General features: G+C 51.9%; 24 protein-coding genes. 13 read left to right on the forward strand and 11 right to left on the reverse strand.

Annotated features, from left to right (window positions below):
• Positions 1 to 89: 89 nt before the first annotated feature.
• The 3 genes from GEAM_RS03320 to GEAM_RS03330 all read right to left on the reverse strand — a co-directional run bounded on the left by GEAM_RS03320 (position 90) and on the right by GEAM_RS03330 (position 3,483).
• A complete protein-coding gene (locus tag GEAM_RS03320) occupies positions 90 to 1,520 on the reverse strand; it encodes a 6-phospho-beta-glucosidase (protein WP_034788231.1) in 1,431 nt (476 codons plus the stop codon).
• Between the two features lie 14 nt (positions 1,521 to 1,534).
• The gene (gene bglK / locus GEAM_RS03325) at positions 1,535 to 2,425 is read right to left on the reverse strand and encodes a beta-glucoside kinase BglK (RefSeq protein ID WP_034788235.1); all 891 of its coding nucleotides are present in this window, start codon (positions 2,423 to 2,425) and stop codon (positions 1,535 to 1,537) included.
• Between the two features lie 338 nt (positions 2,426 to 2,763).
• Positions 2,764 to 3,483, reverse strand: a complete 720-nt coding sequence (locus GEAM_RS03330; protein ID WP_034788239.1) for a GntR family transcriptional regulator — start codon at positions 3,481 to 3,483, stop codon at positions 2,764 to 2,766.
• A gap of 197 nt (positions 3,484 to 3,680) precedes the next feature.
• On the opposite strand from GEAM_RS03330, the gene GEAM_RS03335 reads away from it, so the two are divergent.
• The 4 genes from GEAM_RS03335 (at position 3,681) to GEAM_RS03350 (ending at position 7,557) form a co-directional block, all read left to right on the forward strand.
• Complete coding sequence (locus tag GEAM_RS03335) at positions 3,681 to 3,995, forward strand: PTS sugar transporter subunit IIB (RefSeq protein WP_034788243.1); 315 nt, start codon at positions 3,681 to 3,683, stop codon at positions 3,993 to 3,995.
• Between the two features lie 171 nt (positions 3,996 to 4,166).
• On the forward strand, positions 4,167 to 5,489 hold the full coding sequence (locus GEAM_RS03340) for a PTS sugar transporter subunit IIC (protein ID WP_034788246.1): 1,323 nt from the start codon (positions 4,167 to 4,169) through the stop codon (positions 5,487 to 5,489).
• 19 nt (positions 5,490 to 5,508) lie between these two features.
• Positions 5,509 to 5,820 carry a PTS lactose/cellobiose transporter subunit IIA gene (locus tag GEAM_RS03345; RefSeq protein WP_034788249.1) on the forward strand — a complete coding sequence of 104 codons (312 nt, stop codon included), beginning with the start codon at positions 5,509 to 5,511 and terminating at the stop codon, positions 5,818 to 5,820.
• A 63-nt stretch (positions 5,821 to 5,883) separates the two neighbouring features.
• Complete coding sequence (locus tag GEAM_RS03350; protein ID WP_034788252.1) at positions 5,884 to 7,557, forward strand: carbohydrate porin; 1,674 nt, start codon at positions 5,884 to 5,886, stop codon at positions 7,555 to 7,557.
• 62 nt (positions 7,558 to 7,619) lie between these two features.
• Here the strand turns inward: GEAM_RS03350 and GEAM_RS03355 are convergent, their stop codons facing one another.
• The gene (locus tag GEAM_RS03355) at positions 7,620 to 8,237 is read right to left on the reverse strand and encodes a LysE family transporter (protein ID WP_034788256.1); all 618 of its coding nucleotides are present in this window, start codon (positions 8,235 to 8,237) and stop codon (positions 7,620 to 7,622) included.
• Between the two features lie 205 nt (positions 8,238 to 8,442).
• Between GEAM_RS03355 and GEAM_RS03360 the strand changes: the two genes are divergently transcribed.
• Positions 8,443 to 9,363: a LysR family transcriptional regulator gene (locus GEAM_RS03360; protein ID WP_034788259.1), complete on the forward strand. Its 921-nt coding sequence runs from the start codon at positions 8,443 to 8,445 to the stop codon at positions 9,361 to 9,363.
• A 54-nt stretch (positions 9,364 to 9,417) separates the two neighbouring features.
• On the opposite strand, the gene GEAM_RS03365 is transcribed toward GEAM_RS03360, so the two are convergent.
• The 3 genes from GEAM_RS03365 to GEAM_RS03375 form a co-directional block, all read right to left on the reverse strand.
• Positions 9,418 to 10,125, reverse strand: a complete 708-nt coding sequence (locus GEAM_RS03365) for a dihydrofolate reductase family protein (protein WP_034788260.1) — start codon at positions 10,123 to 10,125, stop codon at positions 9,418 to 9,420.
• Positions 10,126 to 10,369: 244 nt separating this feature from the next.
• Complete coding sequence (locus GEAM_RS03370; protein WP_084674040.1) at positions 10,370 to 11,371, reverse strand: AraC family transcriptional regulator; 1,002 nt, start codon at positions 11,369 to 11,371, stop codon at positions 10,370 to 10,372.
• Between the two features lie 107 nt (positions 11,372 to 11,478).
• Positions 11,479 to 12,474, reverse strand: coding sequence for an aldo/keto reductase (locus tag GEAM_RS03375; protein ID WP_034788265.1), 996 nt, complete (start codon positions 12,472 to 12,474; stop codon positions 11,479 to 11,481).
• A gap of 156 nt (positions 12,475 to 12,630) precedes the next feature.
• Between GEAM_RS03375 and GEAM_RS03380 the strand changes: the two genes are divergently transcribed.
• The 3 genes from GEAM_RS03380 (at position 12,631) to GEAM_RS03390 (ending at position 15,761) form a co-directional block, all read left to right on the forward strand.
• The gene (locus tag GEAM_RS03380) at positions 12,631 to 13,212 is read left to right on the forward strand and encodes a TetR/AcrR family transcriptional regulator (RefSeq protein ID WP_034788268.1); all 582 of its coding nucleotides are present in this window, start codon (positions 12,631 to 12,633) and stop codon (positions 13,210 to 13,212) included.
• Between the two features lie 247 nt (positions 13,213 to 13,459).
• On the forward strand, positions 13,460 to 14,677 hold the full coding sequence (locus GEAM_RS03385) for an MFS transporter (protein WP_210435871.1): 1,218 nt from the start codon (positions 13,460 to 13,462) through the stop codon (positions 14,675 to 14,677).
• Positions 14,678 to 14,765: 88 nt separating this feature from the next.
• The gene (locus GEAM_RS03390) at positions 14,766 to 15,761 is read left to right on the forward strand and encodes a LacI family DNA-binding transcriptional regulator (protein ID WP_244956593.1); all 996 of its coding nucleotides are present in this window, start codon (positions 14,766 to 14,768) and stop codon (positions 15,759 to 15,761) included.
• A gap of 86 nt (positions 15,762 to 15,847) precedes the next feature.
• Here the strand turns inward: GEAM_RS03390 and GEAM_RS03395 are convergent, their stop codons facing one another.
• The 3 genes from GEAM_RS03395 to GEAM_RS22510 form a co-directional block, all read right to left on the reverse strand.
• Entirely contained in the window at positions 15,848 to 16,279 is a 432-nt protein-coding gene (locus GEAM_RS03395; RefSeq protein WP_034788271.1) for an OsmC family protein, read from the reverse strand.
• 72 nt (positions 16,280 to 16,351) lie between these two features.
• On the reverse strand, positions 16,352 to 16,708 hold the full coding sequence (locus GEAM_RS03400) for a type II toxin-antitoxin system HicB family antitoxin (RefSeq protein ID WP_034788272.1): 357 nt from the start codon (positions 16,706 to 16,708) through the stop codon (positions 16,352 to 16,354).
• Positions 16,705 to 16,962 (reverse strand): type II toxin-antitoxin system HicA family toxin, encoded by a 258-nt coding sequence (locus GEAM_RS22510; protein WP_172468483.1) that lies wholly within the window; start codon positions 16,960 to 16,962, stop codon positions 16,705 to 16,707. Before GEAM_RS22510 ends, GEAM_RS03400 begins: the two co-directional genes overlap by 4 nt.
• Before the next feature lie 303 nt (positions 16,963 to 17,265).
• Here GEAM_RS22510 and GEAM_RS22515 point away from each other — a divergent pair, with 303 nt between their 5' ends.
• Positions 17,266 to 17,571, forward strand: a complete 306-nt coding sequence (locus GEAM_RS22515) for a type II toxin-antitoxin system RelE/ParE family toxin (protein WP_034788314.1) — start codon at positions 17,266 to 17,268, stop codon at positions 17,569 to 17,571.
• Positions 17,564 to 17,851 (forward strand): addiction module antidote protein, encoded by a 288-nt coding sequence (locus tag GEAM_RS03410; protein ID WP_419471216.1) that lies wholly within the window; start codon positions 17,564 to 17,566, stop codon positions 17,849 to 17,851. The genes GEAM_RS22515 and GEAM_RS03410 overlap by 8 nt, the downstream gene beginning before the upstream one ends.
• A 49-nt stretch (positions 17,852 to 17,900) precedes the next feature.
• Here the strand turns inward: GEAM_RS03410 and GEAM_RS03415 are convergent, their stop codons facing one another.
• Positions 17,901 to 18,572 carry a DUF3313 domain-containing protein gene (locus GEAM_RS03415; protein WP_034788277.1) on the reverse strand — a complete coding sequence of 224 codons (672 nt, stop codon included), beginning with the start codon at positions 18,570 to 18,572 and terminating at the stop codon, positions 17,901 to 17,903.
• Positions 18,573 to 19,138: 566 nt separating this feature from the next.
• Here GEAM_RS03415 and GEAM_RS03420 point away from each other — a divergent pair.
• Genes GEAM_RS03420 through GEAM_RS03430 form a run of 3 tightly spaced genes read left to right on the forward strand, consistent with a single transcriptional unit; the run spans position 19,139 to position 22,537 of the window.
• On the forward strand, positions 19,139 to 19,648 hold the full coding sequence (locus GEAM_RS03420; protein WP_034788279.1) for a sugar dehydrogenase complex small subunit: 510 nt from the start codon (positions 19,139 to 19,141) through the stop codon (positions 19,646 to 19,648).
• 16 nt (positions 19,649 to 19,664) lie between these two features.
• A complete protein-coding gene (locus GEAM_RS03425) occupies positions 19,665 to 21,272 on the forward strand; it encodes a GMC family oxidoreductase (protein WP_034788281.1) in 1,608 nt (535 codons plus the stop codon).
• Between the two features lie 26 nt (positions 21,273 to 21,298).
• Positions 21,299 to 22,537 (forward strand): c-type cytochrome, encoded by a 1,239-nt coding sequence (locus GEAM_RS03430; RefSeq protein ID WP_411267870.1) that lies wholly within the window; start codon positions 21,299 to 21,301, stop codon positions 22,535 to 22,537.
• Positions 22,538 to 22,688 lie beyond the last annotated feature (151 nt).

The following is a 22,688-nucleotide window of genomic DNA, read 5'->3' on the forward strand; positions in this document are numbered from 1 at the left end:
CCGCAGCCCGCCTGACGGCGTTCAAATAAAACTAAAGCCCGCAATCGCGGGCTTTTTTTGTGCCGAATTCAGCCATTAACCATCAGTTATCAGAGCTTTTCGCCATTAGTGGCGATCACTTCTTTATACCAGTTGAAGGATTGCTTGCGGCTGCGGTTCAGGGTGCCGTTGCCCTCATTGTCTTTATCGACGTAGATTAGGCCGTAGCGTTTTTTCATTTCGCCGGTCCCGGCGGAGACCAAATCGATACATCCCCACGGCGTGTAGCCCATCAGCTCGACGCCATCTTCGACCACGGCTTTCTTCATTTCGGCAATGTGAGCTGACATATAGTCGATGCGGTACTGGTCATTGACCGTGCCGTCGCGCTCTTGCACGTCAATCGCGCCGAAGCCGTTTTCCACGATAAACAGCGGCAGTTGATAGTGATCCCAGAACCAGTTTAGCGAATAGCGCAGGCCGACGGGGTCAATCTGCCAGCCCCAGTCGGACTTCTGAACATAAGGGTTAGAGACCAGACTCTTGGTTTCGTCATAATCCAGCTGCGGGTTATCGTCGGTGGCTTTGGTGGCAAACGACATGTAGTAACTGAAGCCGATATAGTCGACGCAGCCCTGTTTGAGCGCCGCCAGATCGCCCTCGGTGATATCCAGCTCGAAGCCCCGACGCTCAAAATATTTCAGCAGGTGCTGCGGATATTCGCCGCGCACGTGAACATCGGTGAACCAGTAGCGGCGGTGCATGGCGTTCATCGCCATCATCATATCGCGCGGCGCACAGGTCAGCGGGTAGATAGGGCACATGGCAATCATGCAACCAACCTGCAAATCTGGGTTAATGGCCTTGGCGGCGCTGACGGCCAGCGCACTGGCGACCAGCTCGTAATGGGCGGCCTGATACATCACCGGCTCGCGATCTTCCCCCTCGACATACTTCAACCCGGAGTTGGTGAAGGGGGCGAAATCTTCGTGATAGTTGGCCTGATTGTTGATCTCGTTGAAGGTCATCCAATACTTCACTTTGTGCTGGTAGCGCGTAAACACCACCTTGGAAAAGCGCACGAAGAAGTCGATCAGTTTACGATTGCGCCAGCCGCCGTACTCGACCACCAAGTGATAAGGCATCTCGAAGTGCGACAAGGTGATCACGGGCTCAATGCCGTGCTTCAGGCACTCGTCGAACAGGTCATCGTAGAATTGCAGGCCTGCCTCGTTTGGCTCTAACTCATCGCCCAGAGGGAAGATGCGCGTCCACGCGATGGAGGTGCGGAAGCATTTAAACCCCAGCTCGGCGAACAGCCCAATATCTTCTTTATAGCGATGATAAAAATCGATGGCTTCGTGGTTAGGGTAGTTTTTACCCGGCAACACGCCATCCGTTATCACGCGCGGGACGCCGTGAGCGCCAGCGGTCATGACGTCAGCAACGCTGACCCCTTTGCCACCTTCCTTCCAACCGCCTTCCAACTGGTGCGCGGCAACCGCGCCACCCCACAGAAATCCTTCTTTGAATCCGGACATATTCCTTCCCTCAATTAGAGACTGCTATTGTGCGACAGATACTGTTGATTGAAATGGTAGACCGCGCCGATGAGACCGGCGTCATTGCCGTGGCTGACGATATCGACATAATCATCAATCCCGAACCAGGCCAGATGTTGACGAAGTAATGCAAGAAATCCGGGGCGCTCAACAATGCCGCCGCCCACCAGAATGATTTGTGGATCAAACAGATTCACCAAGTTGTACAGGCCGCTGCCGATATCATTCAAAAACTCGGACACCAAGCGCTGGCAGACGACGTCCCCGGCCTCGTAGCAATCGAAGATCTCCTCTCCGCTGACCTCATTGAGCGACTTGCCGACGTGCTCCGCGTAGTTCTGGCGCAGGGTGCGTAGGGTGCAATTGTCATTCATCGTGTACTTGCGGACATCGCGCGGGCCGGGGCGCTCGGTCAGCATGTAGCCGAATTCTCCGGCGCGAAAACGGGCGCCGTGAACCAGCTGGTTATTGCAAAAAATAGCCCCGCCGATGCCCGTGCCGATGGTCAGCACCAAAAAGTTAGCCATCTCGGCGGCCTTGCCTTGCCAACGCTCGGCAAGTAGCGCGCAGTTGGCGTCATTTTCGATGGCGACGGGAAGCTGCGTTTGCTGCTCGAGCCACTCTTTCATGGCGAAATTATCAAAGCGGCGAATGGCTCCGCCCATTTCGATAAAGCCGGTGTGTGGATTGACATAACCCGGCGCGCTGATGGCTATCCCTTCACACTCCGGATGCGCGGCGACCCATTGCACCATCGCCTGTAAAATCTGTTCTCCGTCGCTGTCGTTAATGGGCTGGTTGGCCTTCTCTTGTACTTTTCCATCAGAGGTAAGGACGCCCATTTTTAACGCCGTGCCACCAATATCAAATGCGGCAATCTTCATGTGTTTAATTCCTTCTGAGTTTTTATTTCTGCACAGTGAAAGAATTCAATCTTATTTATTTTTTAATTATTCGTTCTGAAAGCGAATAAAAGCTTAATCAATTGAAAGGAGAGTAGGCAAGGTTGTGCCTCATCATGAATTGCACCTCTTTTGCACTTCTTTAACAGTAGGTTATACAAAGAGTTATGTCTTCTTTCAGAGGCTTAAAGATGGGAGGTACATTTATTATCTGATTTCTGCACCACTTTTTTGAGCGGAACTGTGATCAATATGACGCTAGGGGACCAAATCCAAGCGTCGGATTTGGTCGATGAAATTAAATAGCTTTTATTGAGCCATTAAGCTGGCTGGCGGGCCATCTTGCGCGGAAGGAAATACTTCACTTGGAATTCAAACACATTGGTATAGAGGATGGAAAAATCGATGGGCGCATGGTTGGCATCAACAGATTGGGTTTCCATCCTGATAATTGGGTCACGGACGCTGATATTGAGCATTTTGGCCACTTCGAGGGGAGGAAGCACGGGGTGGAGTGATTCATAGCAGCCGTGTATTTTGACGCCGCACTCATGCTCGATATAGAAAAACTTGGATTTTTTCATATGGTTAATCGTCAAGTCCGGGAAGCGATTAACCGAAAGCCACGTCTCCTCGAGTTGCATCGGGACATTGTCGATGTAACGCAGCCGCTTGGCATAATAAACCGGTTCGCCGATAGCTAAATGCAGGCGGCTGGCAATGTCCTCGGAGGCTTGCTGCAATTCAAATCTCAGGACCTGACTGGTCGGTTTTTTCCCTTCGCTTTTAGCAATTTCGGTAAAACTGTCCAGATGGGTGACCGAGGCTTGAAAATGTTTATTGCGCAGATAGGTACCCGAGCCGTGCCTGCGCTCAATAAGCTCTTCATCTTCAAGAACTTTCAGCGCCTTTCTCATGGTATTTCGCGACACATTATAAAGTTTAGCCAGCTCTATTTCCGCCGGAAAGATATCGCCAATATTGTATGTCGGACTACTAATTCTTTTTTTTAGTAAGTTCACAATATCTTTGTATACCACTTTTGAACCTCCTTAACTCTTTATAAAACAGTAAACTACACATTTCCGAGACAAAAAATTAATCACATGTTCATTTTTATCTATTTTTTTAAACAACTCCGCTCTTACTAACTGTGATCGCAATGGCAATTTCTTTCATTGAAATTCATTAAGTTACCCGACGGGTCGACTATCAACATATATTAATTGGGTGACAAATGAAGAATATTTTATTGGTATGTGCTGCTGGCATGTCCACCAGTATGCTGGTCAAGCGAATGAGAGAACACGCCGAGGCGGGAAATGTTGCTGTAAATATCGACGCTTTTTCCGTTCCTGAGGCCAAGGAAAAAATAAAAAGAAATGAAGCTGACGTTGTCCTATTAGGTCCGCAGGTTCGCTTCCAAAAAAGTGAAATAGAAACTGCCGCGCAGGGAAAAATCCCCGTGGCGGTTATCGATATGAAGCATTATGGACAGATGGATGGTAAAGCCGTATTGGAGAGTGCTTTATCGCTAATGTCAGATAACTAAACCCTTAGGCTGTAGATAATCACTAAATAAAAACAAATTTCACCGAAGAGCATTTCGGTGATTGCGTATGGACGCAATATGACCAGATCATTTCTAAAAATATAATATCTGGCTTTATCTACAGTTCAACGTATTCGGTTAATTATTTATTCTAATATAAAAGGACTCATCATGAGTTTAATGAATGCCTTTGAGCGCGGTATGGAGAAGATCCTTGTTCCTATCGCGATTAAATTAAATTCTCAGATACATGTCTCTGCTATTCGCGATGCGTTTATTTTGTCATTCCCAATCGTGATGGCAAGTTCCCTCATTGTATTAATTAACTTCGCTATTCTCTCACCGGAAGGCTTTATTGCGTCTATTCTGCATTTGGGCACGATATTCCCGAACTTGGCCGAAGCACAAAATATCTTTGCGCCGGTGATGAATGGCTCGGTGAATATCATGTCGATCATGATCACCTTTCTGGTAGCGCGAAATATCGCGATCAGCTACCAGCAGGATGATCTCTTGTGCGGGCTAACAGCCATTGGCGCCTTCTTTGTGGTTTACACCCCTTATCATATGGAAGGGGAGCAAGCCTACTTAACCACGCAATATCTCGGGCCACAGGGGTTATTCGTCGCCATTATTGTGGCGATGCTGACCAGCGAGATTTTCTGCCGTCTGGCGCGCAACCCTAAAATCACTATCACCATGCCGGACACGGTACCGCCCGCGGTGGCGCGCTCCTTTAAAGTGCTTATCCCTATTTTCTTCGTGATGGTGTTCTTCTCGGTGGTGAACTACTGCCTGACGAAAATCTCCCCCAATGGCCTGAACGAGCTGATTTACACCTTTATTCAGGCCCCGCTGAAGAACATGGGCACCAACATTGTCACGGTTCTGGTACTTGGCGTGGTGGCTAACTTCCTGTGGGTACTGGGAATTCATGGCCCGAACACCGTAGCGGCAGTTCGCGAAACGATTTTCTCCGAAGCCAATCTTGAAAACCTCTCTTTCGCCGCCAACAACGGCACCACTTGGGGCGCGCCATATCCCATCACCTGGGGCGGCATCAACGATGCCTTCGCCAACTATGGAGGTTCGGGCATGACGCTGGGTCTGGTGCTGGCGATTTTTATTGCCTCGCGCCGCGCTGATTATCGCGATATGGCAAAAATGGCCTTTGTACCGGGACTCTTTAATATTAATGAGCCGATTATTTTTGGCCTGCCGGTGGTGCTCAACCCCATTCTTATTATTCCTTTTATTATGGCGCCATTTGTTAACTCGATTGTTGGCTATTTCTTTGTGAGTTTAGAAATTATCCCGCCAATTGCTTATGCCGTCCCGTGGACAACGCCCGGCCCGTTAATTGCCTTCTTCGGCACGGGAGGGAATTGGATGGCGCTATTTGTCGGCATGCTCTGTCTGGCCATCTCGACATTAATTTATCTACCTTTCGTTATCGCTGCCAATAAGGTCAACGCCGCGCAGGCCGCACAATAATACATCAAGGAGAAGCGAGATGTTTGCTGATGAAAGCACCGTTATGGAACTGCTTATTTACGCCGGGCAGGCGCGTTCAGATGCCATGGAGGCCATAAGGGCCTCGCGCCAAAAATCATGGAATGAAGCCGAACAGTTGATGGAGTCCTCCGAAGCTGCCTGCCGTGAGGCACATAAGATCCAAACGGCATTAATCGGTCAGGATGAAGGTTGCGGCAAAATAAACGTCAACCTGATTCTGGTCCACGCTCAAGATCATTTAATGACCGCCATGTTGTGTCAGGATCTGGCGAAAGAAATTATTAGTTTACGAAAAGAAGTTTTTGCTTAATTTCACCCGCCTTTAGCCGCAATGGTTAAAGGCAAATAATAATTATATTTCTGGGATACTATAATGCCTTCACATTCATTGAAAGTTAGATTGTTGTATTTATCAATACTTCTTGCTTTATCCTCTACCGATGTTATGGCTGCTAAATTAACCGTCGAGCAGCGCCTTGAGCTGCTTGAGAATCAATTATCGGAGAATAAGTCAGAACTTAAAAAAACACAGGCCGAGCTAGCGGTCTATAAAGACAGAGTGACACAATTACAGGGCGGCACTAATGGTTATAGACCAACAGTACAATCGCCAACTACCCAAACCGCACTTTCACCGGTGGCGGATAATATTGAAAACGAAAATAACCATCTCGGAACGGCGAAGGCTCGAACGCCGGTGAAAGGCTCGCAAAAAGTCGCGGTGGTGAATAACGATGGCGGAAAAACCAGCGTTGAAAACGTCACTCTGACGGATATCAGTAAATTTATTAAAGATGATATCGGCTTTAGCTACGAGGGCTATTTCCGCTCTGGCTGGGCGGCTTCTAATCGCGGCTCGGCACAAACCTATGCGGCGGGCTCGCTGGGCCGTTTCGGCAATGAAATGAGCGGCTGGTTCGACTTAACTCTGAACCAGCGGGTTTATAATCAGGACGGCAAAACCGCTAACGCCATCGTCACCTACGACGGCAACGTCGGCGAGCAGTACAACGATGCTTGGTTTGGTGATACCAACAATGAAAATATCCTGCAATTCAGCGACATCTTCCTGACCACCCGAGGCTTCCTGCCGTTCGCCCAAGAGGCTGATTTTTGGGTAGGTAAACACAAATTGCCGGAATACGAGATCCAAATGCTCGACTGGAAATCGTTAACCACCGACGTTGCCGCCGCCGTGGGGATTCAGAACTGGGACTTGGGGCCGGGCCAGTTCGACGCGTCACTGAGCCGTAATGACGTAGATGTTTACTCGCGCGACTTCAACAGCACCACGCAGATGAACACTAACTCGGTGGACTTACGCTATCGCAATATTCCGCTGTGGCAGGATGGCTCGCTGTCACTGATGGCGAAATATGCTTTCGCCAATAAAACTGACGAACAGAAGGACAACGAAGACAGCGGTGACTTCTTTAAGTTGAAAGATACCTGGATGACCACCGCCATCGTGCGCCAAGAGTTGCCTCGCGACGCATTCAACGAGTTTACGCTACAGGTGGCAAACAACTCCTACGCCAGCAGTTTCGCCAACTTCTCCGGGGCCAGCAACTCCATGGCGCAGGGGCGTTACTACTATGGCGACCAAACCAACGGCATCGCATGGCGCCTGATCTCACAGGGGGAAATGTATCTAGCCGACAGAATCATCATGGCTAACGCGCTGGTCTGGTCGCACGGCAGTGATGTCTATAGCTATGAGAGCGGCGCGCACAGCGACTTCAACAGCTTCCGCGCTGCCGTTCGCCCAGCATGGATTTGGGATACCTGGAACCAAACCGGCGTCGAGTTAAGCTGGTTTACCCAGAAAAACAAAACCGAACAGGGTGAAGACCTGAAAGAGTCTGGCTACAAAACCACGCTCTACCACGCGCTGAAAGTCGGCCCAAGCCTGCTCGGCTCCCGCCCAGAAATTCGTTTCTACGGCACCTATCTCAGCATTCTGGACAACGAACTGTCGCAGTTCAGATTCAATGACAACAGCAAAAACGAGTTCATGGCAGGGGTGCAAGCCGAGGTATGGTGGTGATGGTTTGGTAAACTTTTTAGCCCGCAAACGCGGGCTTTTTTACGCCTTCCTTCAAGCCAGCTTCAATTAAAAAACGCCAGCTTAATCGCGAAGATAGCGAGGAACAGCCCGGCGGTTTTCTCCAGCATGAAGATCATAACGGGGCGGGCTCGGACGGTTTCGGCCAGTGACGAGGTCAAGGCGATCATGATGGTGCAGTAGATTAGCGTCAGTACGGCGGCGGTGCCCGCCAGCGTGCCGAAGGTCAGCAGGCCCTGACTGTGAACCGGGTCGATAAACAGCGGCAAGAACATCACATAAAACAGAATAGGTTTGGGATTGGTCAGGGTGATGACCATACCTTGCAGGAAAGGCGTTCTCTTACGCGTGACCGGCGGGGGAGGGGCGCTGGTGCGCGATTTCATCAGCAGTTGCGCGCCGAGCCACAGCAGATAGGCTGCCCCCAGCCATTTGATGACCTGAAACACATGGGGAGAGGACTCGAGCAGCGCCGCTACGCCCGCAATCGCCAGCCACAGCAGTACCTGATCGCCGAGGATGATGCCAAACAGGCAGAGAAACCCGCTGCGCGCCCCGCCTTTACTGGTGCTGGTGATCAGCACCAGATTGCCCGGCCCCGGAATAATTAATAGCAGAATGAATGACAGGACGAAGGTCCCGTAGTTGATGATGCCCGGCATGCTCAGATGTCCTTTAAAAAGCTTATTGCTTAAGGTGATTTCTTATTGGTTTGGTCTCTCGGAGAGGGGAGTAACGGCTTCCCCCTCTGCCTACATCATGAAAATCCCTCCCATGACCGGCAACCGAAAATCGTGATATGTTTGATGCTTCTATGAAAAAATTCGATTTGTCACTGCAACCTGATCCTGAGAACTGACTGACACAATGTCCAAGATAAAGCTCAATCAGCTGGAAATGCTGATTGCTGTAGTGGAAAACAACGGTTTTAGTGCCGCCGCTGCGGTATTAGGCTGCACGCAGTCGCGCATCAGTCACGCCATTGCCGAGCTGGAGCAGCATCTCAATACTCGACTGTTACACCGTTCACGCACCGGCTGTGTGCCGACTCCTGCTTGTACTCGCATCCTGCAAGACGCGCAAAAAGTGATGCAACTGCTGGCGGGCATTGAGCAAGTCGCCGCAGAGATGCCGCAAATCGCTGGCCGACTGCGCGTCGCCTGCTTTCGTAGCGCGACGGCTTATATCCTGCCGCCCTGTCTGGAAGCGTTGGCGAAGTCTTGGCCGGACATCCATCTGGACATTGATGATAGCGCCACCGAGTACCACCATATTGACGAAGCCGTGGCGTCGGGGCGCGCCGATATTGGTGTGACGATAAACGGTCAGTTGCCCGAGATGCACAGCGTGCCCTATGTCAGCGATCCTTACGTGTTGATGATCCCGCGCTCGTTCCGGCTAAAACATCCGTTCAGCTGGCAGCAGCTGGAAACTCTGCCATTCATCCAGCCCAGCGTGAATACATTGACCACGGTGATTGAACGCTGTCGGGAGATGGGGCTGCGCAATGAGGCCACGCACAAATTGGCCAGCGATAGTGGCATTGTCGGGTTGGTGAATCAGGGAATTGGTTTTTCGATTATGCCGTGGTTGTCGGTGCTCCCAGTGCCTGAAAATATCCGTATTCTGGAGTTGCCGCAGCCCTTGCGCCGCCACTCTTACATCATCACCCGCACGGAAAATCGTCACGACCGGCTTATCTCAACCCTGATTAATTTCCTACGAGATAAATCCCTGATCCGCACCACCAGCGTATGGCGTTCAGGGATGATGGCCTTGGATTACTGAGAAAGCCCCCGGCGGGTGCCGAGGGCTTGATTGGCTGAGTGTATTCAACAGAAGTTAGATCTTGTGGAACTGGTAACACAGCCAGACGACGCCATCTTGCAGAGTCTTCACGGATTTCAGTTCCAGCGCCTGCCCGGCGGCAGGCAGTTCGTCAGCTTTCCCGTGATATTCGAAAATGGCTGGAACGCCTGAAAGCCCGTCAATACCCGGGTAAAGAACCAGACTCAATTCATCCAGCAGACCGGCTTTTAAGAAGTTGCCGTTAATGGTCGCCCCGCCTTCTAGGCGCAATTTTTTGAACCCAAAATCACGCCCCAGAATATCCATTGCCAGAGCAATATTCTGACCCTCTGCCCCACAGAACAAGTATGAAACGTTGCAATCGCGCAGGTGTGCAAGGTAGCGATCCGATACCTTTTCACTGAGTAATGCGATGAAGTGATACTCGGCGTTTTTCTCGTATTGCACTTTGCCGTTAGGGTCGGTCACGACGAAGATTCGCTTATCGCCACGCGGCGCGTTAAAGATTTCTCGAACCTGAGTTGGCGCCTCGCCCTGATGTTCGAAATCTCCGAGAGATAGGAATTCTTGCAGCGTCACGCGGCCCAGAATGGTCGCTTCTCCGCCAACCTCTTCGGCAACATCAAAATAGATATTCAGCACATCATCCGCTGGTTTGCCATCGAACGGCAGACTGTAGCGCGGGGTGACCAGACGACCATCAACCGTCGAGACCATGTGGCTAATAATTTGTGGTTTCATTACTCATTCCTTCTTTCTCAAAAATAGTGTGCAAACCGGCGTCAGCACAGGAGAAACCCAATATCATTGCCTAAAAATGTCTGAGTATTTTCAAAGGAGATATTGGGATAGGGAAATGGTAAAGAGTAGGCTGATGAATGTAATGTCTGATACTGCCACATCATTGCCTAATTCGCGCAAGCTATGATTTCGCAAGAATGGCGTTGGGAAGAGAAGTTAGCCTGAACTGCACCGCCTTTATTATCTATTCGAGAACCATTCCGGCCGTGCGCATTCGGTCGATATCACGCTGCGGAGGGAGGCCAAATTCGCGTTTGTATTCGCGGTTGAACTGTGACGTGCTTTCATAATTAATGCGAAAAGCGGCAGAGGTTGCATCGAGATTTTCAACTAACATCAGCCTTTGGGCCTCATACAGGCGCAGGCGTTTTTGAAACTGCAACGGGCTGTATGACGTGACTTTGCGAAAGTGACGATGAAAGGTTGATAGCGACATATGCGCATGATTCGCCAGATCTTCAATCACCAGTGGCTCAAGAAATTGCTGTCGCAGTCGGGTGACAGCCTGCGCAATGCGCTGACTGTTAGTACCCTCGGTCGCCAGCGCGCGCAAATATTGGCTCAGCGGCCCGGTGAGTAAATAGTAGTGAATCTCGCGAATGATCATCGGGGCGAGGGCCGGAATATGCTGTGGAGATGCCAGCAGGCGCAGCAAACGTAAGAAGGCGTCGGCAATCTCCAGCGTGGAGCCAGTGATGCAAATACCTTTGTGACTGCTGCTGTCCGTGGGCGTATTGAGTTCAAGCTCCACGGAAAGCTGGGTTATCAGTGACAAGTTGAGAGGCAGGCTAAGGCCAAGAAATGGCTCGTCCGGAGCTGCTATCACCTCATTGATAATGCAGGGAATATCCACCCCCGCGACCATCAGTTGGCCTTTGCCGTACTCTAGCCTTTCACTGCCAATCAGAGACTGCCTGCTGCCTTGCACAATCAGCTCGATGATCGGCTGATAGATGCAACTTTCATCTAAAACGGGGCGATCGCGGCGAATAAGCCCGAGATCTTCTAAGGGCGTTGTCGTTTTCTGCTCATCAGGGAGAAGGCGCAGGAGCCACTCTTTAAGCTGCGCGTAAGTATATTCCCCATCTCGTTGCGTCAGCTTCTCCGCCATTTGGCTATCGGATATTCTGTTCCAAAGGTTGTTCCGGGAACCCAGCAAGGAGGCAGAATCTGCGATATGGGCCATGCTCAAAACTCCATTATAGAGGGATGCAAAAACGGAGTTTAAAGGGCCGAGCGACAAATAGCACTAAAGCCATTTATCCCCCGGCAGCTACCGAGGGCAATTCCACGCTACTTACTTGCATCTCCCCGGCGGTACTCGAGTGTTAACTCGTCTAACTGCGTTTTTACCTCTGCGGGTAGCTGATAATCGGCGGCGGCGAGGGTGTCGGTGAGCTGGGCAGGGCGGCTGGCGCCGAGGATAACCGAGGTGATCGACGGGTTGGCGAGTAGCCATGCCACGGCGAGTTTTGGCAGCGGCTGGTTGTGCTGCTTGGCAAGAGCGTTGAGCTTATTGACGGTTTCAAACTCCCGCTGATGCCAATAGCGGGCCTGATACATGGCACCAAATTGCCCCACTTCGGCGGAGAAACGACCCTTTTCCGGCGTGCTGTCTAACTGATATCGGTCAGTGAGCAGGCCGCCAGCCAGCGGATTGAAGGGAATAACTGCCAGATTTTCTTCCTGCGCCAATGGGAAAAGCTCGCGCTCAAACTCACGGAATAACAGGTTGTAACGCGGCTGGACTGAAACAAAACGCGTTAGCCGCTGGAAGTCCTGACGGCCCAGCGCCCGCGCCAGACGGTAAGCCAGAAAGTTCGACACCCCGATATAGCGCGCCTTGCCCGAGCGAACGATGCTGTCCATCGCCTCAAGGCTGTCATCCAGCGCCACGCTGGCGTCATCCATATGCAGTTGGTAGAGGTCAACATAATCGACATTCAGCCGAGTTAGCGAGGCGTCGATAGCATCCAGCAGGTGTTTGCGCGATGTGCCTTTTGACCAAGGCGCGGTGCCCATCACGCCACCGCCTTTGGTCGCCAGAATGAATTTGTCGCGTTTGCCTTTCAACCAGCGCCCGGTGAACTCCTCGGAACGCCCAACTTCGGTCATGTCCGCGCCTGCGGGGTACATGTCGGCGGTATCAATAAAGTTGACTCCGGCGTCAGCGGCGATATCAAAAATCCTAAATGAATCAGCCTCATTGGTCTGTTTACCAAAGGTGCCGGTGCCGAGGGTAAGGCGTGAAACTTGCAGGCCCGTCCGGCCAAAAGTAGTGAATTGCATGACGACTCCTCGATGAAAAGTAGGGGACAGAATGATGGTACGGCAACGGGCTAAGTTGTAATATAGTGATTACTATATTACAACCGAAAAATTACCAAGACTTTAGGAAACGATAATTTTATATTGCTCAACCTTGGTCATCGGGAGGCTCGACACATGGCGCGAACACGCATTTTGGATATCGATAGTGCAATCGAAACGGCAACTCAGCTGTTTTGGCGCAATGGCTATGAACGCACCTCGCTGTCGGATCTGACCCAAGCGATGGGCATCACGCCGCCGAGTTTTTACTTCGCCTTTGGTAACAAAGAAGGGCTATTTAAGCAGGTTCTGGCGCGCTATTCGCAGACCCGTCTGGGCTATGCCGAGCAGGCTTTGGCGCTGCCAAAAGTGCGCGATGGCGTCGAAACCATGCTCTCACGTTTGGCCGCCTTGTACAGCGACACGGACTACCCGCCGGGCTGTCTGGCGCTAAATAACGCGCTGCCTTGTGTCAAAAGCAACGAGCCGATGCGCGAAGAGTTCGCCGAAATGCGCGCCGCGCGCCGCGCCAGACTCTGTGCCAGACTCGAGCAGGCCAAGGCGGAAGGGGATTTGCCCGCCAATGAAAATTGCGAATCTCTGGCGCGTTACATTATGACCGTCGGCTGGGGAATGGCGATTGACGCGCAGTCGGGCGCCACGCGCGATGACCTGCTGCGTACCGTGGCTAACACCATGAAAGCGTGGCCGTTCTGAAGCCTTTGTTTTGTAACAACTAACTTCCCGCTTTCAGCCGATTTTCAGCGCCGTTCACCGACTTGTTTCTATTTCTTCGACTAGTCATTTTATGCCCTCGGCGATTTTTTCGCCGCTCTGCTTATTGTGTAACGCGTTACATTCAATCTAAGATGCCACGACAGTGAAAGGTGAGCGCCGTCAAGTTTTTGTAGACTGAAACGCCGTCGTGCCGCCTGCTGAGCTTTCTCAACATTTGATGAATCCTATGAACTCAACATCAAAATCAACTGACTCACAGACTGCCATCCACCCGGCGTGGGGCGCGGTATTCGCTATGGCGATGGGCGTTTTCAGTCTGGTCACGGCGGAGTTTTTGCCTGCCAGTTTATTAACTCCGATGGCAATAGGACTGCATATGTCAGAAGGGTTGGCAGGGCAGGCCGTGACCACCACGGCGGCCGTGGCGTTGGTCACCAGCCTGCTGATTTCAGCCGCGACCAAGGGTATTGATCGCAAATACGTGCTGTTGGCTTTCTCATTGCTGCTGGTGGTCGCTAACCTGTTCGTGGCGCTGGCAAATGGCTTTACTGCCGTGTTGATTGGCCGAGTGCTGTTGGGTGTCGCGCTGGGCGGTTTTTGGACCATGGCCGCGGCCACGACAATGCGACTAGTGCCTGAAGATAAAGTGCCAAGGGCGCTGTCGATCATCTTTAGCGGCGTGTCCGTTGCCACTATCGCGGCGGCGCCGATGGGTAGCTACTTCGGCAATCTGTTCGGCTGGCGCAGCGTGTTTTTCGCCGCCAGCGCGCTGGGCGCAGTGACTTTTGTCGCCCAGTTGCTGACCCTGCCTTCACTGCCTGCTAAAGGCAGCGCCGGGTTGAAAACTATTATCGACGTGCTGCGCCGTCCCGCGGTCGGCATTGCTATGGTGGCGACCATTCTGGTCTTCACCGGCCACTTTATTTTCTTCACCTATATGCGGGCTGCTTTGGAGCAGGCGGCAGGCGTCGGCGTGAATACGCTGTCGGCGATTCTGTTGGGCTTTGGGGTAGCGAACTTTTTCGGCACGGCGCTGGCTGGCCGAGTGCTTGAGCATCGGCTGCGTTTAATGCTGATTGCCATGCCCGCGCTGATGGCCGTTCTGGCGGCTTTGTTAGTGCTTTTCGGCTCATCTTCGGTGCTGGACTTCGCGCTGGTGGCTCTGTGGGGCATGGCTTTTGGTGGCGTTCCCGTTGCCTGGTCAACCTGGGTAACGCGCGCGGTGCCCGACGAAGCAGAAAGCGCCGGTGGTCTGATTGTGGCGGCGATTCAGTTGGCCATCAGCCTCGGTGCGGCCTTTGGTGGAGTGATGTTTGACCTCAACGGGGCCAACGGCATCTTCTCATCGTCGGCGGTGATCTTGCTGCTCGCCATGCTGCTGATTATGTACAGCGTGCCGGCCAAAGCCCCGGCACAGGGTGCCAAAGCGCAGAGTTTTCATTGAGTAAACTGCGAGAGGCGTGATCGTTTTTGCGCGTGAAGACATGTTATCCTGCGACTGTTTCGAGACCTTTATCTCAAGAGAAGGGAACATGAGCAGGATAAACATACGGCAAGTGGCGAAGGCTGCGGGTGTTTCGACCGCGACTGTGTCTCGGGTGATTAATGGCACCGGGCCGGTAAAGCCTGAAACCCGTGAAAAAGTCATGCGCGTTGTGGAGCAGGAAGGCTTTCATCCTAATCGTCTCGGCCAAAAATTGAGGAACTCGCACAGCGGCATGCTGCTGGTGATGGTCTCGAGTATTGGTAATCCGTTCTGTGCGCTGGTGGTCTGCGGCATCGAGTCCGAGGCCGAGCGGCGCGGGTATCACATCATTCTGTGTAATTCAGAATCCAGCCCGCAGCGCGAAGCCGCCTACCTCAAGCTGCTGCACGAGCGTACCGTGGACGGCGTCATTACTATGGATGCCACCACCCAAATTGATGCGCTGAAAGAGCATATTGGCCACCACCCTTGGGTGCAGTGTGGCGAGTATAAGCAGGGCGTTGCGCCTTTTGTTTCTATTGATAATTATTCTGCCGCCCGTGCTGCCGTCGACCATTTAATTCAATCTGGCAAAAAGCGTATCGCGATGATCAGCGCCCGCGAAGGCTATAAGTATGCCCAAGAGCGCGAGCAGGGCTATCTCGACAGTCTCGCCGAAGCCGGGCTGTCATGGCATAAAATTGTTCATGTCCGCAATGTAATGAGCTTCACCGACGGGGCATCGGCCTATGAGGCGCTGACGTCAGGGGATGAGCCTTGCGATGCGATTTTTGGGATCTCAGATATGCTGGCCTGTGGCGCACTTAATGCTGCGGTGAAAGCAGGGAAAGCCATTCCCGACCAGTTGGCGGTTGTCGGTTTTGACGGGGTGCCATGCTCTGAAATCACGGTTCCGATGATGACTACTATTCAGCAGCCGATGCTAGAGATGGGCAATAGAAGCGCAGGATTGTTGATCGACCAGATTGAAGGGAAGCTGTTGACCAGCCACGAAAGCGAGCTTCTTCTGCCATGGAAGCTGGTTCCAAGGGATTCCACCTGATAATGCGAGTGGTGTTTCTGCCGCCATTCGTGACTGTTTATTAAGGCATTGATGTCAGATCAATGCCTTTTCAGGCAAACTACTTTTTAGTTTTCGAGCTGGTAATCGAGGGTGATTTCAGCCTTCAGCAACTTAGAAACCGGGCAACCGGCTTTGGCTTTCTGAATGATCTCGTCGAACTTTGCCTTATCAATCCCCGGCAGCTTCACTTTGCTTTGCAGCGCGACTTTGCTAATCGCGAATCCGCCGTCCACTTTATCTAACGAGACGTTAGCCTCAGTATCAATGCTCTTGGCAACATGCCCAGCTTCGGTGAGCATCAAAGAAAGCGCCATAGAGAAGCAGGCCGCGTGCGCCGCGCCAATCAGCTCTTCCGGGTTAGTGCCGGGTTTGCCTTCAAAGCGAGTGTTGAAGCCATAGGGTTGTTTATCCAGAGCGCCACTCTCCGTGGAGATAGTCCCTTTACCTTCCTTAATGTTACCTTCCCAGTGAGCCTGTCCTTTCTTGTGAATGGTCATGTTAATCCTCCGGTTTGTGAACATTGACGATAAGTATAGTCATGAACTCGGAGGTTGAAGGGCTGAAGGAGATTAAACAGATTTATCTGTGTGCATTGGGTCATAAACCATGCGTGCGAGCATATCGTTAATCCATTGGTTAACGCTTTTGCCTGAAATCTCGGCGGCAACATTAATGGCTGAATGGACTTCAGGTTGGATGCGTAAGCTGATTTTTCCGCTGGCCGGGCGCTGTGGTGACCTGCCTTGTTCAGCGCAATAGCTGAGATAGTCATCAACAGCTTCCTCAAAAGCATTTCGCAAATCAGTCACATTATCGGCATGAAAGCCTATGACGTCTCTAATGCCAGCGATATGCCCGATCAGGCATTGGTCTTCTTCGCTGTATTCAATTTTTGCCGCATAACCCTGATAAGTCATGGTACTCATGGAATGACTCCTATTGTTTCAAGAAAGATTCTGGCACTTCTGACTTGATAAACTTTTGCCTCTTTCTCTGGATGGGGACGATGAAATGAGGCAACCACTCGCTGAATTTCAAACCTCACTCGCGATCCTTTCCCTTCTGTAACGAGTGCGCCAAGCGCAACAAATAAATTCTCGATCTTACGCCATTCCAGCGTGCGAGATGTTGGTGTGGAAAAGATGATATTCAATGTCTTTATATGGTTAGCGTTCAACATGCTGGTGCCCTAAATCCTTTTAGTTGCAATGCGCCATCTTGGCTTAATGATATCATTTTTTGATATCGCCTGCGGCATTTGAGTTGAATTATTAATCAATAACAATATTCAAGGATTAGAGACCAATCTCGGCGCTACATAAAGTCATTGGCTTAATTTTCAAAAAATTACATGCTTATTTGCGAGGCATTTTCCAACCATTTTCTGATTATTTTTCTCTGTGGTCGTTACACTCTCAAGCACCAACGGATGGTTATTAAATAAACTATTGAGAGGGTGTGGTTTTTAAACTACAATGAACTATTGAAAGAAATCAAACAGACCGAAAATTTTCGTCTTTGGGAGAAATGCCTTAAAGACCGCCGAGCCAAAACGATCATTGCCAGCCGTATTTTCCGCGTATCTTATGGGCTGATGGGGGATGTAGAACCTGTCGGAGAGGGGGTATTTGAGTTGCGGATCCATTATGGCCCTGGCTATCGGCTCTATTTTAAGAATCATCGTGAGGAGATTATTTTGCTGCTATATGGTGGAGATAAATCATCTCAAAAGCGCGATATCTGTCTTGCAAAAAATTTAGCCAAATCATGGAGTAATGGCAATGACTGAAAAGCTGACGACGTATGATCCAGCCGGCGCATTGGTCAATGATGAAGAGATTGAGTTTTTTCTGGCTGACGCACTAGAAACTGGAGATTCAGCTTATATTGCTCAAGCGCTGGGTGTTATCGCTCGCGCCAAGGGGATGACGCATATTGCTCAGGAAACGGGTTTATCCCGTGAGCAGCTTTACCGTTCTTTTAGTCAAAACGGCAATCCCACGTTGAAAACCACGCTGGCGGTATTGAAAGCTCTGGGGCTCTCTCTTTCCCTCAAACACCCGTCCTAAAAACAAAAAAAGCAGCCCGCAGGCTGCTTTTTCACTTCCACTCGAACACTTACTTTTGTGGGGCAGGGTTGAACTGCACGACGTCGGTCGCCAAGCTGTCTACCACGCCTTTCAGGTCGTTTAGGGTCACTTTCTGGCTGTCGTTGGAGACTTGTTTACCCAAGCCTTTACGCGCCACTTTTACCACCACTTTACCGGTGCTGGCGTCGATCAGCTCAGCTTCGAAATAGAGTTCGGTATCGCGGGTACGGTGGCCGCTGGCGGTTTCTGCTCCGGCGACAACTAACGCCACTGGGATCACTTCATAGAACTGCAAACCTTCTGCGGCGGTGTTCACGCCGGTGATCGCGCCTTTGAAGATTAAGGTGCGAGGGCCCGCGTGGTCAGTCAGCGGCAGGCGCTGTGCAATAGAGGACTTCAGGCGATTGTTGGTGTAATCCAGCACGCCATCCAAGGTCTGTTTGTCGATCTGCGCATTTGGCTGAGGCTGCGGGTAGAAGGTGATTGGCTGGTAGAGAACATGCGAATAGTTAGAAGCGTTGAAGGACGGATCAACCCAGCGTAATACCGTTTTTCCCGAAGGTGTTTTGGTCTCTTTTAAACCTGAATAGTCGCCGAGGAAGCCAGAGTATTTATCGGATTTAGTGATCTGACTGGTACAGCCTGCAAGCAAAACTGCACCAGCAATTAGCGCAACTTGCAAAAGCTTTGTTTTTTTCATGGGGAGGACCCTTAAGTGTGTAAGTGGCGTGTCAAATTATGTATAGCACTAAAAGCAAAATTCACCGTGCATAATCATCAAAAACGGTGTGAGAAGCAGAATAGCAAAATAAAAGCCTGCGCTATCAACAACAACAAGGTTTTTTGACGAAGAGGGGTAAAAAGTGGCGGTTGGCGACGGGCAGCTAAAAAATGCGCAAGAGAGAAGAAAAATCCGCTGATTTATTTCACGCTGTAAAATAAATAATAATCAATTAACTTATTGTTTTCATTATTTTAATTTTTTGTGTAAATCAATATTTAGCACGAATTGAACCACGCCAAGATATTATCCCTGCATATCGTGTTGTATCATGCCGACGTTTCTTTACATATCGGCTACTTTTATAACAATGATGCGCATAAAAAATAATCCTCTCCGCATCATACAAGCCGGTAGATAACACCGCGTACAACCATTGAATTGTGCACTTTACTCACCCGTTAGGGTGACAGCGCGTTGATGAAGGGCGCAGCCCACGGATGTCCGTTCATCCGTCATCCCGCTGTTTTTTAGGAGAAAATGCAATGTCTGATACCCCTTCGAAGACGCTTCGCGTCAGCGGCGTTTCACGTCGTCGCTTATTGGGTTATATCGGCGTCGGACTGGCCAGCAGCCTGATGATGCCCGTTCCGCTTAAAGCTTTTGCCGCCGACGGAGAACCTTCGCCGGTTGATGTCGATAAATTCTTGCGCATTTCCCGCGCGCTAACTGGCAAAAAGCACCTCAACCCGGTGATTGGTCAACGCCTGTATGCTGCGATTTTGCAGCGCAAACCTGACATCGCCGCGCAGTTGGACTCACTACAAACCCTGCCTGCCGGTGCGCCGTCGAGCTGGTCTCAGCCTCAGCAGGACGCCGCGCGCATCATCCTGCAAGGCTGGTATTTGGGTCAGGTGGGTGAGGGGCAAGACATTGCAGTCGTGACTTATGAAAAAGCGCTGATGTTTGAGGCGGTCTCCGATGTGCTGGTGATCCGCTCTTACTGTACCAATCGTCCTGGCTACTGGGCTGCCAAGCCCGATGTCGCGCTTTAATTAAGGAAAAATGAACATGGCTGACACATTAAAAGCTGACGTCGTTGTCATTGGCTCAGGCGTTGCCGGTGGTTTAGTGGCAAACGAACTGGCGAAGGCGGGGAAAAACGTCTTAATTTTGGAAGCAGGCCCGCGCCTGTCTCGCTGGGAAATCGTCGAGAATTTCCGCAATCAGGCCGACAAGTCGGACAACATGAAGCCGTACCCGTCTACCGACTACGCGCCGCATCCTGAAGCGAACCCAAGCAATAACTATCTGATTCAGAAGGGTGAGCACCCGTACGACGCCCAGTTTATCCGCGTGGTGGGTGGCACAACCTGGCACTGGGCGGCCTCCGCGTGGCGCTTCCTGCCGAACGACTTCAAGATTAAATCTCTGTACGGCGTAGGCCGCGACTGGCCGATGGAGTACGGCGAGCTGGAGAAATGGTACTTCCGCGCCGAGCAAGAGCTGGGCGTGTGGGGGCCAAACAATGAAGAGCTGGGTTCGCCGCGCAGTGCGCCATACCCGATGGAACCTCTGCCGCTCTCTTATAACGAACAGCGCCTGAAAACCGTGCTCAACAACAACGGTTACTACGTGGTGACCGAGCCGGTGGCGCGTAACAGCCGCCCTTATGATGGCCGCCCGACGTGCTGTGGTAACAACAACTGCATGCCGATTTGCCCGATTGGCGCGATGTACAACGGCATCACGCACGTTGAGAAAGCTGAGAAAAACGGCGCCGTGCTGCGCCCTGAGTCGGTGGTGTACAAGCTGGAAGTCAACGACAAGCAGGAGATCACCGCCGCGCTGTTCAAAGACCCGCAGGGCAATGAGCACCGCGCCGAAGCCAAATACTTCGTGCTGGCGGCGAACGGCATTGAAATCCCTAAACTGATGCTGATGTCCACCAACGACAAGAACCCTAACGGCGTGGGTAACAGCTCTGACCAAGTGGGCCGTAACTTGATGGACCATCCGGGCGTCGGCGTTGAGTTCTACGCCAACGAGCCGCTGTGGCCGGGGCGCGGGCCGCAGGAGATGACCTCTATGGTTGGCTTCCGCGACGGCGATTTCCGTAAAGAGTACGCCGCGAAGAAAATCCACCTGTCGAACGTTTCCCGTACCGATCAGGAAGCAGGGCGTCTGCTCAGCCAAAAAGGTGAGTTGATCCTTGGGCCAGACCTCGACAAGCGCATTCGTGACCGTTCGTCGCGCTACGTGCGTTTTGACAGCTTCCACGAGATCTTGCCGCACGCGGAAAACCGCATCATTCCGAGTACCACGGAGAAAGACAAACTGGGCATTCCGAAGCCGGAGTTCTACTACGCGATGGATGACTACGTGCGTAAAAGTGCCGAGCACACTTACAAAGTCTATGCCGATGCGGCTCGCCTGATGGGCGGCACCGACATCACTTACTTCAAAGACTTCGCCAACAACAACCACATTACCGGCACCACCATCATGGGCCACGACCCGAAAGACTCGGTGGTAGATACCGATTGCCGTACTCACGACCACAAAAACCTGTTTATCGCCAGCAGCGCGGTCATGCCGACTGTCGGCTCGGTAAACTGTACTTTGACTATCGCGGCGCTCTCGCTGCGGATTGCAGACACGTTAAAGGCGGAGGTGTAATGATGAAAAAGTTAACCCTTAGCCTGATGGCTGCTGTTGGTCTGTTTAGCTTGGCGGCGCAGGCCGAAGAGTCTGGCGTGGACCTGATTAAGCGCGGTGAATACCTGACGCAGGCCGCGGACTGCGTGGCGTGTCACACCACTAAAGACGGCAAACCTTTTGCCGGCGGACTGGCTTTTAAGACGCCAATGGGCACGCTCTACTCGCCAAACATCACGGCGGATAAAGAGACGGGCATTGGCACTTGGAGCGACGAGGACTTCCTGCGCGCGGTTCACGAAGGTAAGAACAAAGAGGGCCAGCACCTCTATCCGGCCTTCCCGTATACCTCTTACACGCTGTTGAAAGATGACGACGTGAAGGCTATCAAGGCTTACTTGTTCAGCCTGCCGCCGGTGCATCAGCAAAATCGTGAAAACGAGATGCCGTTCCCGTTCAACCAGCGCTGGGGCATGTGGTTCTGGAATCTGGTGAATTTCGACAGCAAGCGTTTTGAGCCAGACACCGCGCAGTCTGCCGAGTGGAATCAGGGTAAATATCTGGTCGAAGGCTTAGGCCACTGCGGCGAGTGCCATACCCCGCGTAACATCACCATGGGGATGAAAGACGGCAAGCCGTACGCCGGAACCGAGGTTGACGGCTGGACCGCGTTTAACATCTCTTCCGACAAGAAAGCCGGGATTGGTAGCTGGAGCAAAGGCGACATCGTGCAGTATCTGCGTTCTGGTCACGTCAGTGGCAAAGCGCAGGCCGCTGGCCCGATGGCGGAAGTTATCGAGAACAGTACCCGCCATCTGACCGATGCCGACCTGAACGCGATGGCGACCTACATCCAGACGCTGAAGCCGCAGGCAGATTCTTCCGTCACCAAGAGCCGTTCTGATTGGGGCCATGAGAGCACCAGCGTAGACAACCTGCGCGGCGTGCCATTCAAAGCCAGCCAAGAAACCGACGGCGCGCGTTTGTTCCTCGGCAACTGCGCAAGCTGCCACAGCTTCGGCGGTCAGGGCAGCCAAGACGGTTACTACCCATCGCTGATGAAAAACAGCGTGGTGGGTGCCCAGACACCAAACAACTTGGTCAACGTTATCCTGCACGGCGTATCGCGCAAGACCAACGACGGCGAAGTGTTCATGCCGGGCTTTGCCGACACCCTGAGCGACAAGCAGATCGCCACGCTGAGCACCTATATGTTTAAAGAGTTTGGCGCCCAGCCGGTGTTGAATGTGAAAGATAAAGATGTGAAGGATTTGCGCGGGGAGTGATCCACGGCTGATCAGTGGGCGCCGGCCCACACCGGAAGACCTAGCGTGGCCACGCTAAAAGGCTTTAAAAGTCAAAACCGTGCGCTGCCGCCACACCGGCCTCAAGGGGCGCCTATCGCCGCGCCCCTTGAGAATCCCCGGCTCTTAACTA

The organism is Ewingella americana ATCC 33852 (assembly GCF_000735345.1).
In the GTDB taxonomy this organism is placed as follows: domain Bacteria; phylum Pseudomonadota; class Gammaproteobacteria; order Enterobacterales; family Enterobacteriaceae; genus Ewingella; species Ewingella americana.

What these genes read in the sequence shown, in the direction of transcription:
- GEAM_RS03320 (WP_034788231.1), bottom strand. Translation starts at nt 1,520, where the DNA reads ATGTCCGGATTCAAAGAAGGATTTCTGTGGGGTGGCGCGGTTGCCGCG.
- bglK (WP_034788235.1), bottom strand. Translation starts at nt 2,425, where the DNA reads ATGAAGATTGCCGCATTTGATATTGGTGGCACGGCGTTAAAAATGGGC.
- GEAM_RS03335 (WP_034788243.1), top strand. Translation starts at nt 3,681, where the DNA reads ATGAAGAATATTTTATTGGTATGTGCTGCTGGCATGTCCACCAGTATG.
- GEAM_RS03340 (WP_034788246.1), top strand. Translation starts at nt 4,167, where the DNA reads ATGAGTTTAATGAATGCCTTTGAGCGCGGTATGGAGAAGATCCTTGTT.
- GEAM_RS03345 (WP_034788249.1), top strand. Translation starts at nt 5,509, where the DNA reads ATGTTTGCTGATGAAAGCACCGTTATGGAACTGCTTATTTACGCCGGG.
- GEAM_RS03350 (WP_034788252.1), top strand. Translation starts at nt 5,884, where the DNA reads ATGCCTTCACATTCATTGAAAGTTAGATTGTTGTATTTATCAATACTT.
- GEAM_RS03355 (WP_034788256.1), bottom strand. Translation starts at nt 8,237, where the DNA reads ATGCCGGGCATCATCAACTACGGGACCTTCGTCCTGTCATTCATTCTG.
- GEAM_RS03360 (WP_034788259.1), top strand. Translation starts at nt 8,443, where the DNA reads ATGTCCAAGATAAAGCTCAATCAGCTGGAAATGCTGATTGCTGTAGTG.
- GEAM_RS03365 (WP_034788260.1), bottom strand. Translation starts at nt 10,125, where the DNA reads ATGAAACCACAAATTATTAGCCACATGGTCTCGACGGTTGATGGTCGT.
- GEAM_RS03370 (WP_084674040.1), bottom strand. Translation starts at nt 11,371, where the DNA reads ATGGCCCATATCGCAGATTCTGCCTCCTTGCTGGGTTCCCGGAACAAC.
- GEAM_RS03375 (WP_034788265.1), bottom strand. Translation starts at nt 12,474, where the DNA reads ATGCAATTCACTACTTTTGGCCGGACGGGCCTGCAAGTTTCACGCCTT.
- GEAM_RS03380 (WP_034788268.1), top strand. Translation starts at nt 12,631, where the DNA reads ATGGCGCGAACACGCATTTTGGATATCGATAGTGCAATCGAAACGGCA.
- GEAM_RS03385 (WP_210435871.1), top strand. Translation starts at nt 13,460, where the DNA reads ATGAACTCAACATCAAAATCAACTGACTCACAGACTGCCATCCACCCG.
- GEAM_RS03390 (WP_244956593.1), top strand. Translation starts at nt 14,766, where the DNA reads ATGAGCAGGATAAACATACGGCAAGTGGCGAAGGCTGCGGGTGTTTCG.
- GEAM_RS03395 (WP_034788271.1), bottom strand. Translation starts at nt 16,279, where the DNA reads ATGACCATTCACAAGAAAGGACAGGCTCACTGGGAAGGTAACATTAAG.
- GEAM_RS03400 (WP_034788272.1), bottom strand. Translation starts at nt 16,708, where the DNA reads ATGAGTACCATGACTTATCAGGGTTATGCGGCAAAAATTGAATACAGC.
- GEAM_RS22510 (WP_172468483.1), bottom strand. Translation starts at nt 16,962, where the DNA reads ATGTTGAACGCTAACCATATAAAGACATTGAATATCATCTTTTCCACA.
- GEAM_RS03410 (WP_419471216.1), top strand. Translation starts at nt 17,564, where the DNA reads ATGACTGAAAAGCTGACGACGTATGATCCAGCCGGCGCATTGGTCAAT.
- GEAM_RS03415 (WP_034788277.1), bottom strand. Translation starts at nt 18,572, where the DNA reads ATGAAAAAAACAAAGCTTTTGCAAGTTGCGCTAATTGCTGGTGCAGTT.
- GEAM_RS03420 (WP_034788279.1), top strand. Translation starts at nt 19,139, where the DNA reads ATGTCTGATACCCCTTCGAAGACGCTTCGCGTCAGCGGCGTTTCACGT.
- GEAM_RS03425 (WP_034788281.1), top strand. Translation starts at nt 19,665, where the DNA reads ATGGCTGACACATTAAAAGCTGACGTCGTTGTCATTGGCTCAGGCGTT.
- GEAM_RS03430 (WP_411267870.1), top strand. Translation starts at nt 21,299, where the DNA reads ATGGCTGCTGTTGGTCTGTTTAGCTTGGCGGCGCAGGCCGAAGAGTCT.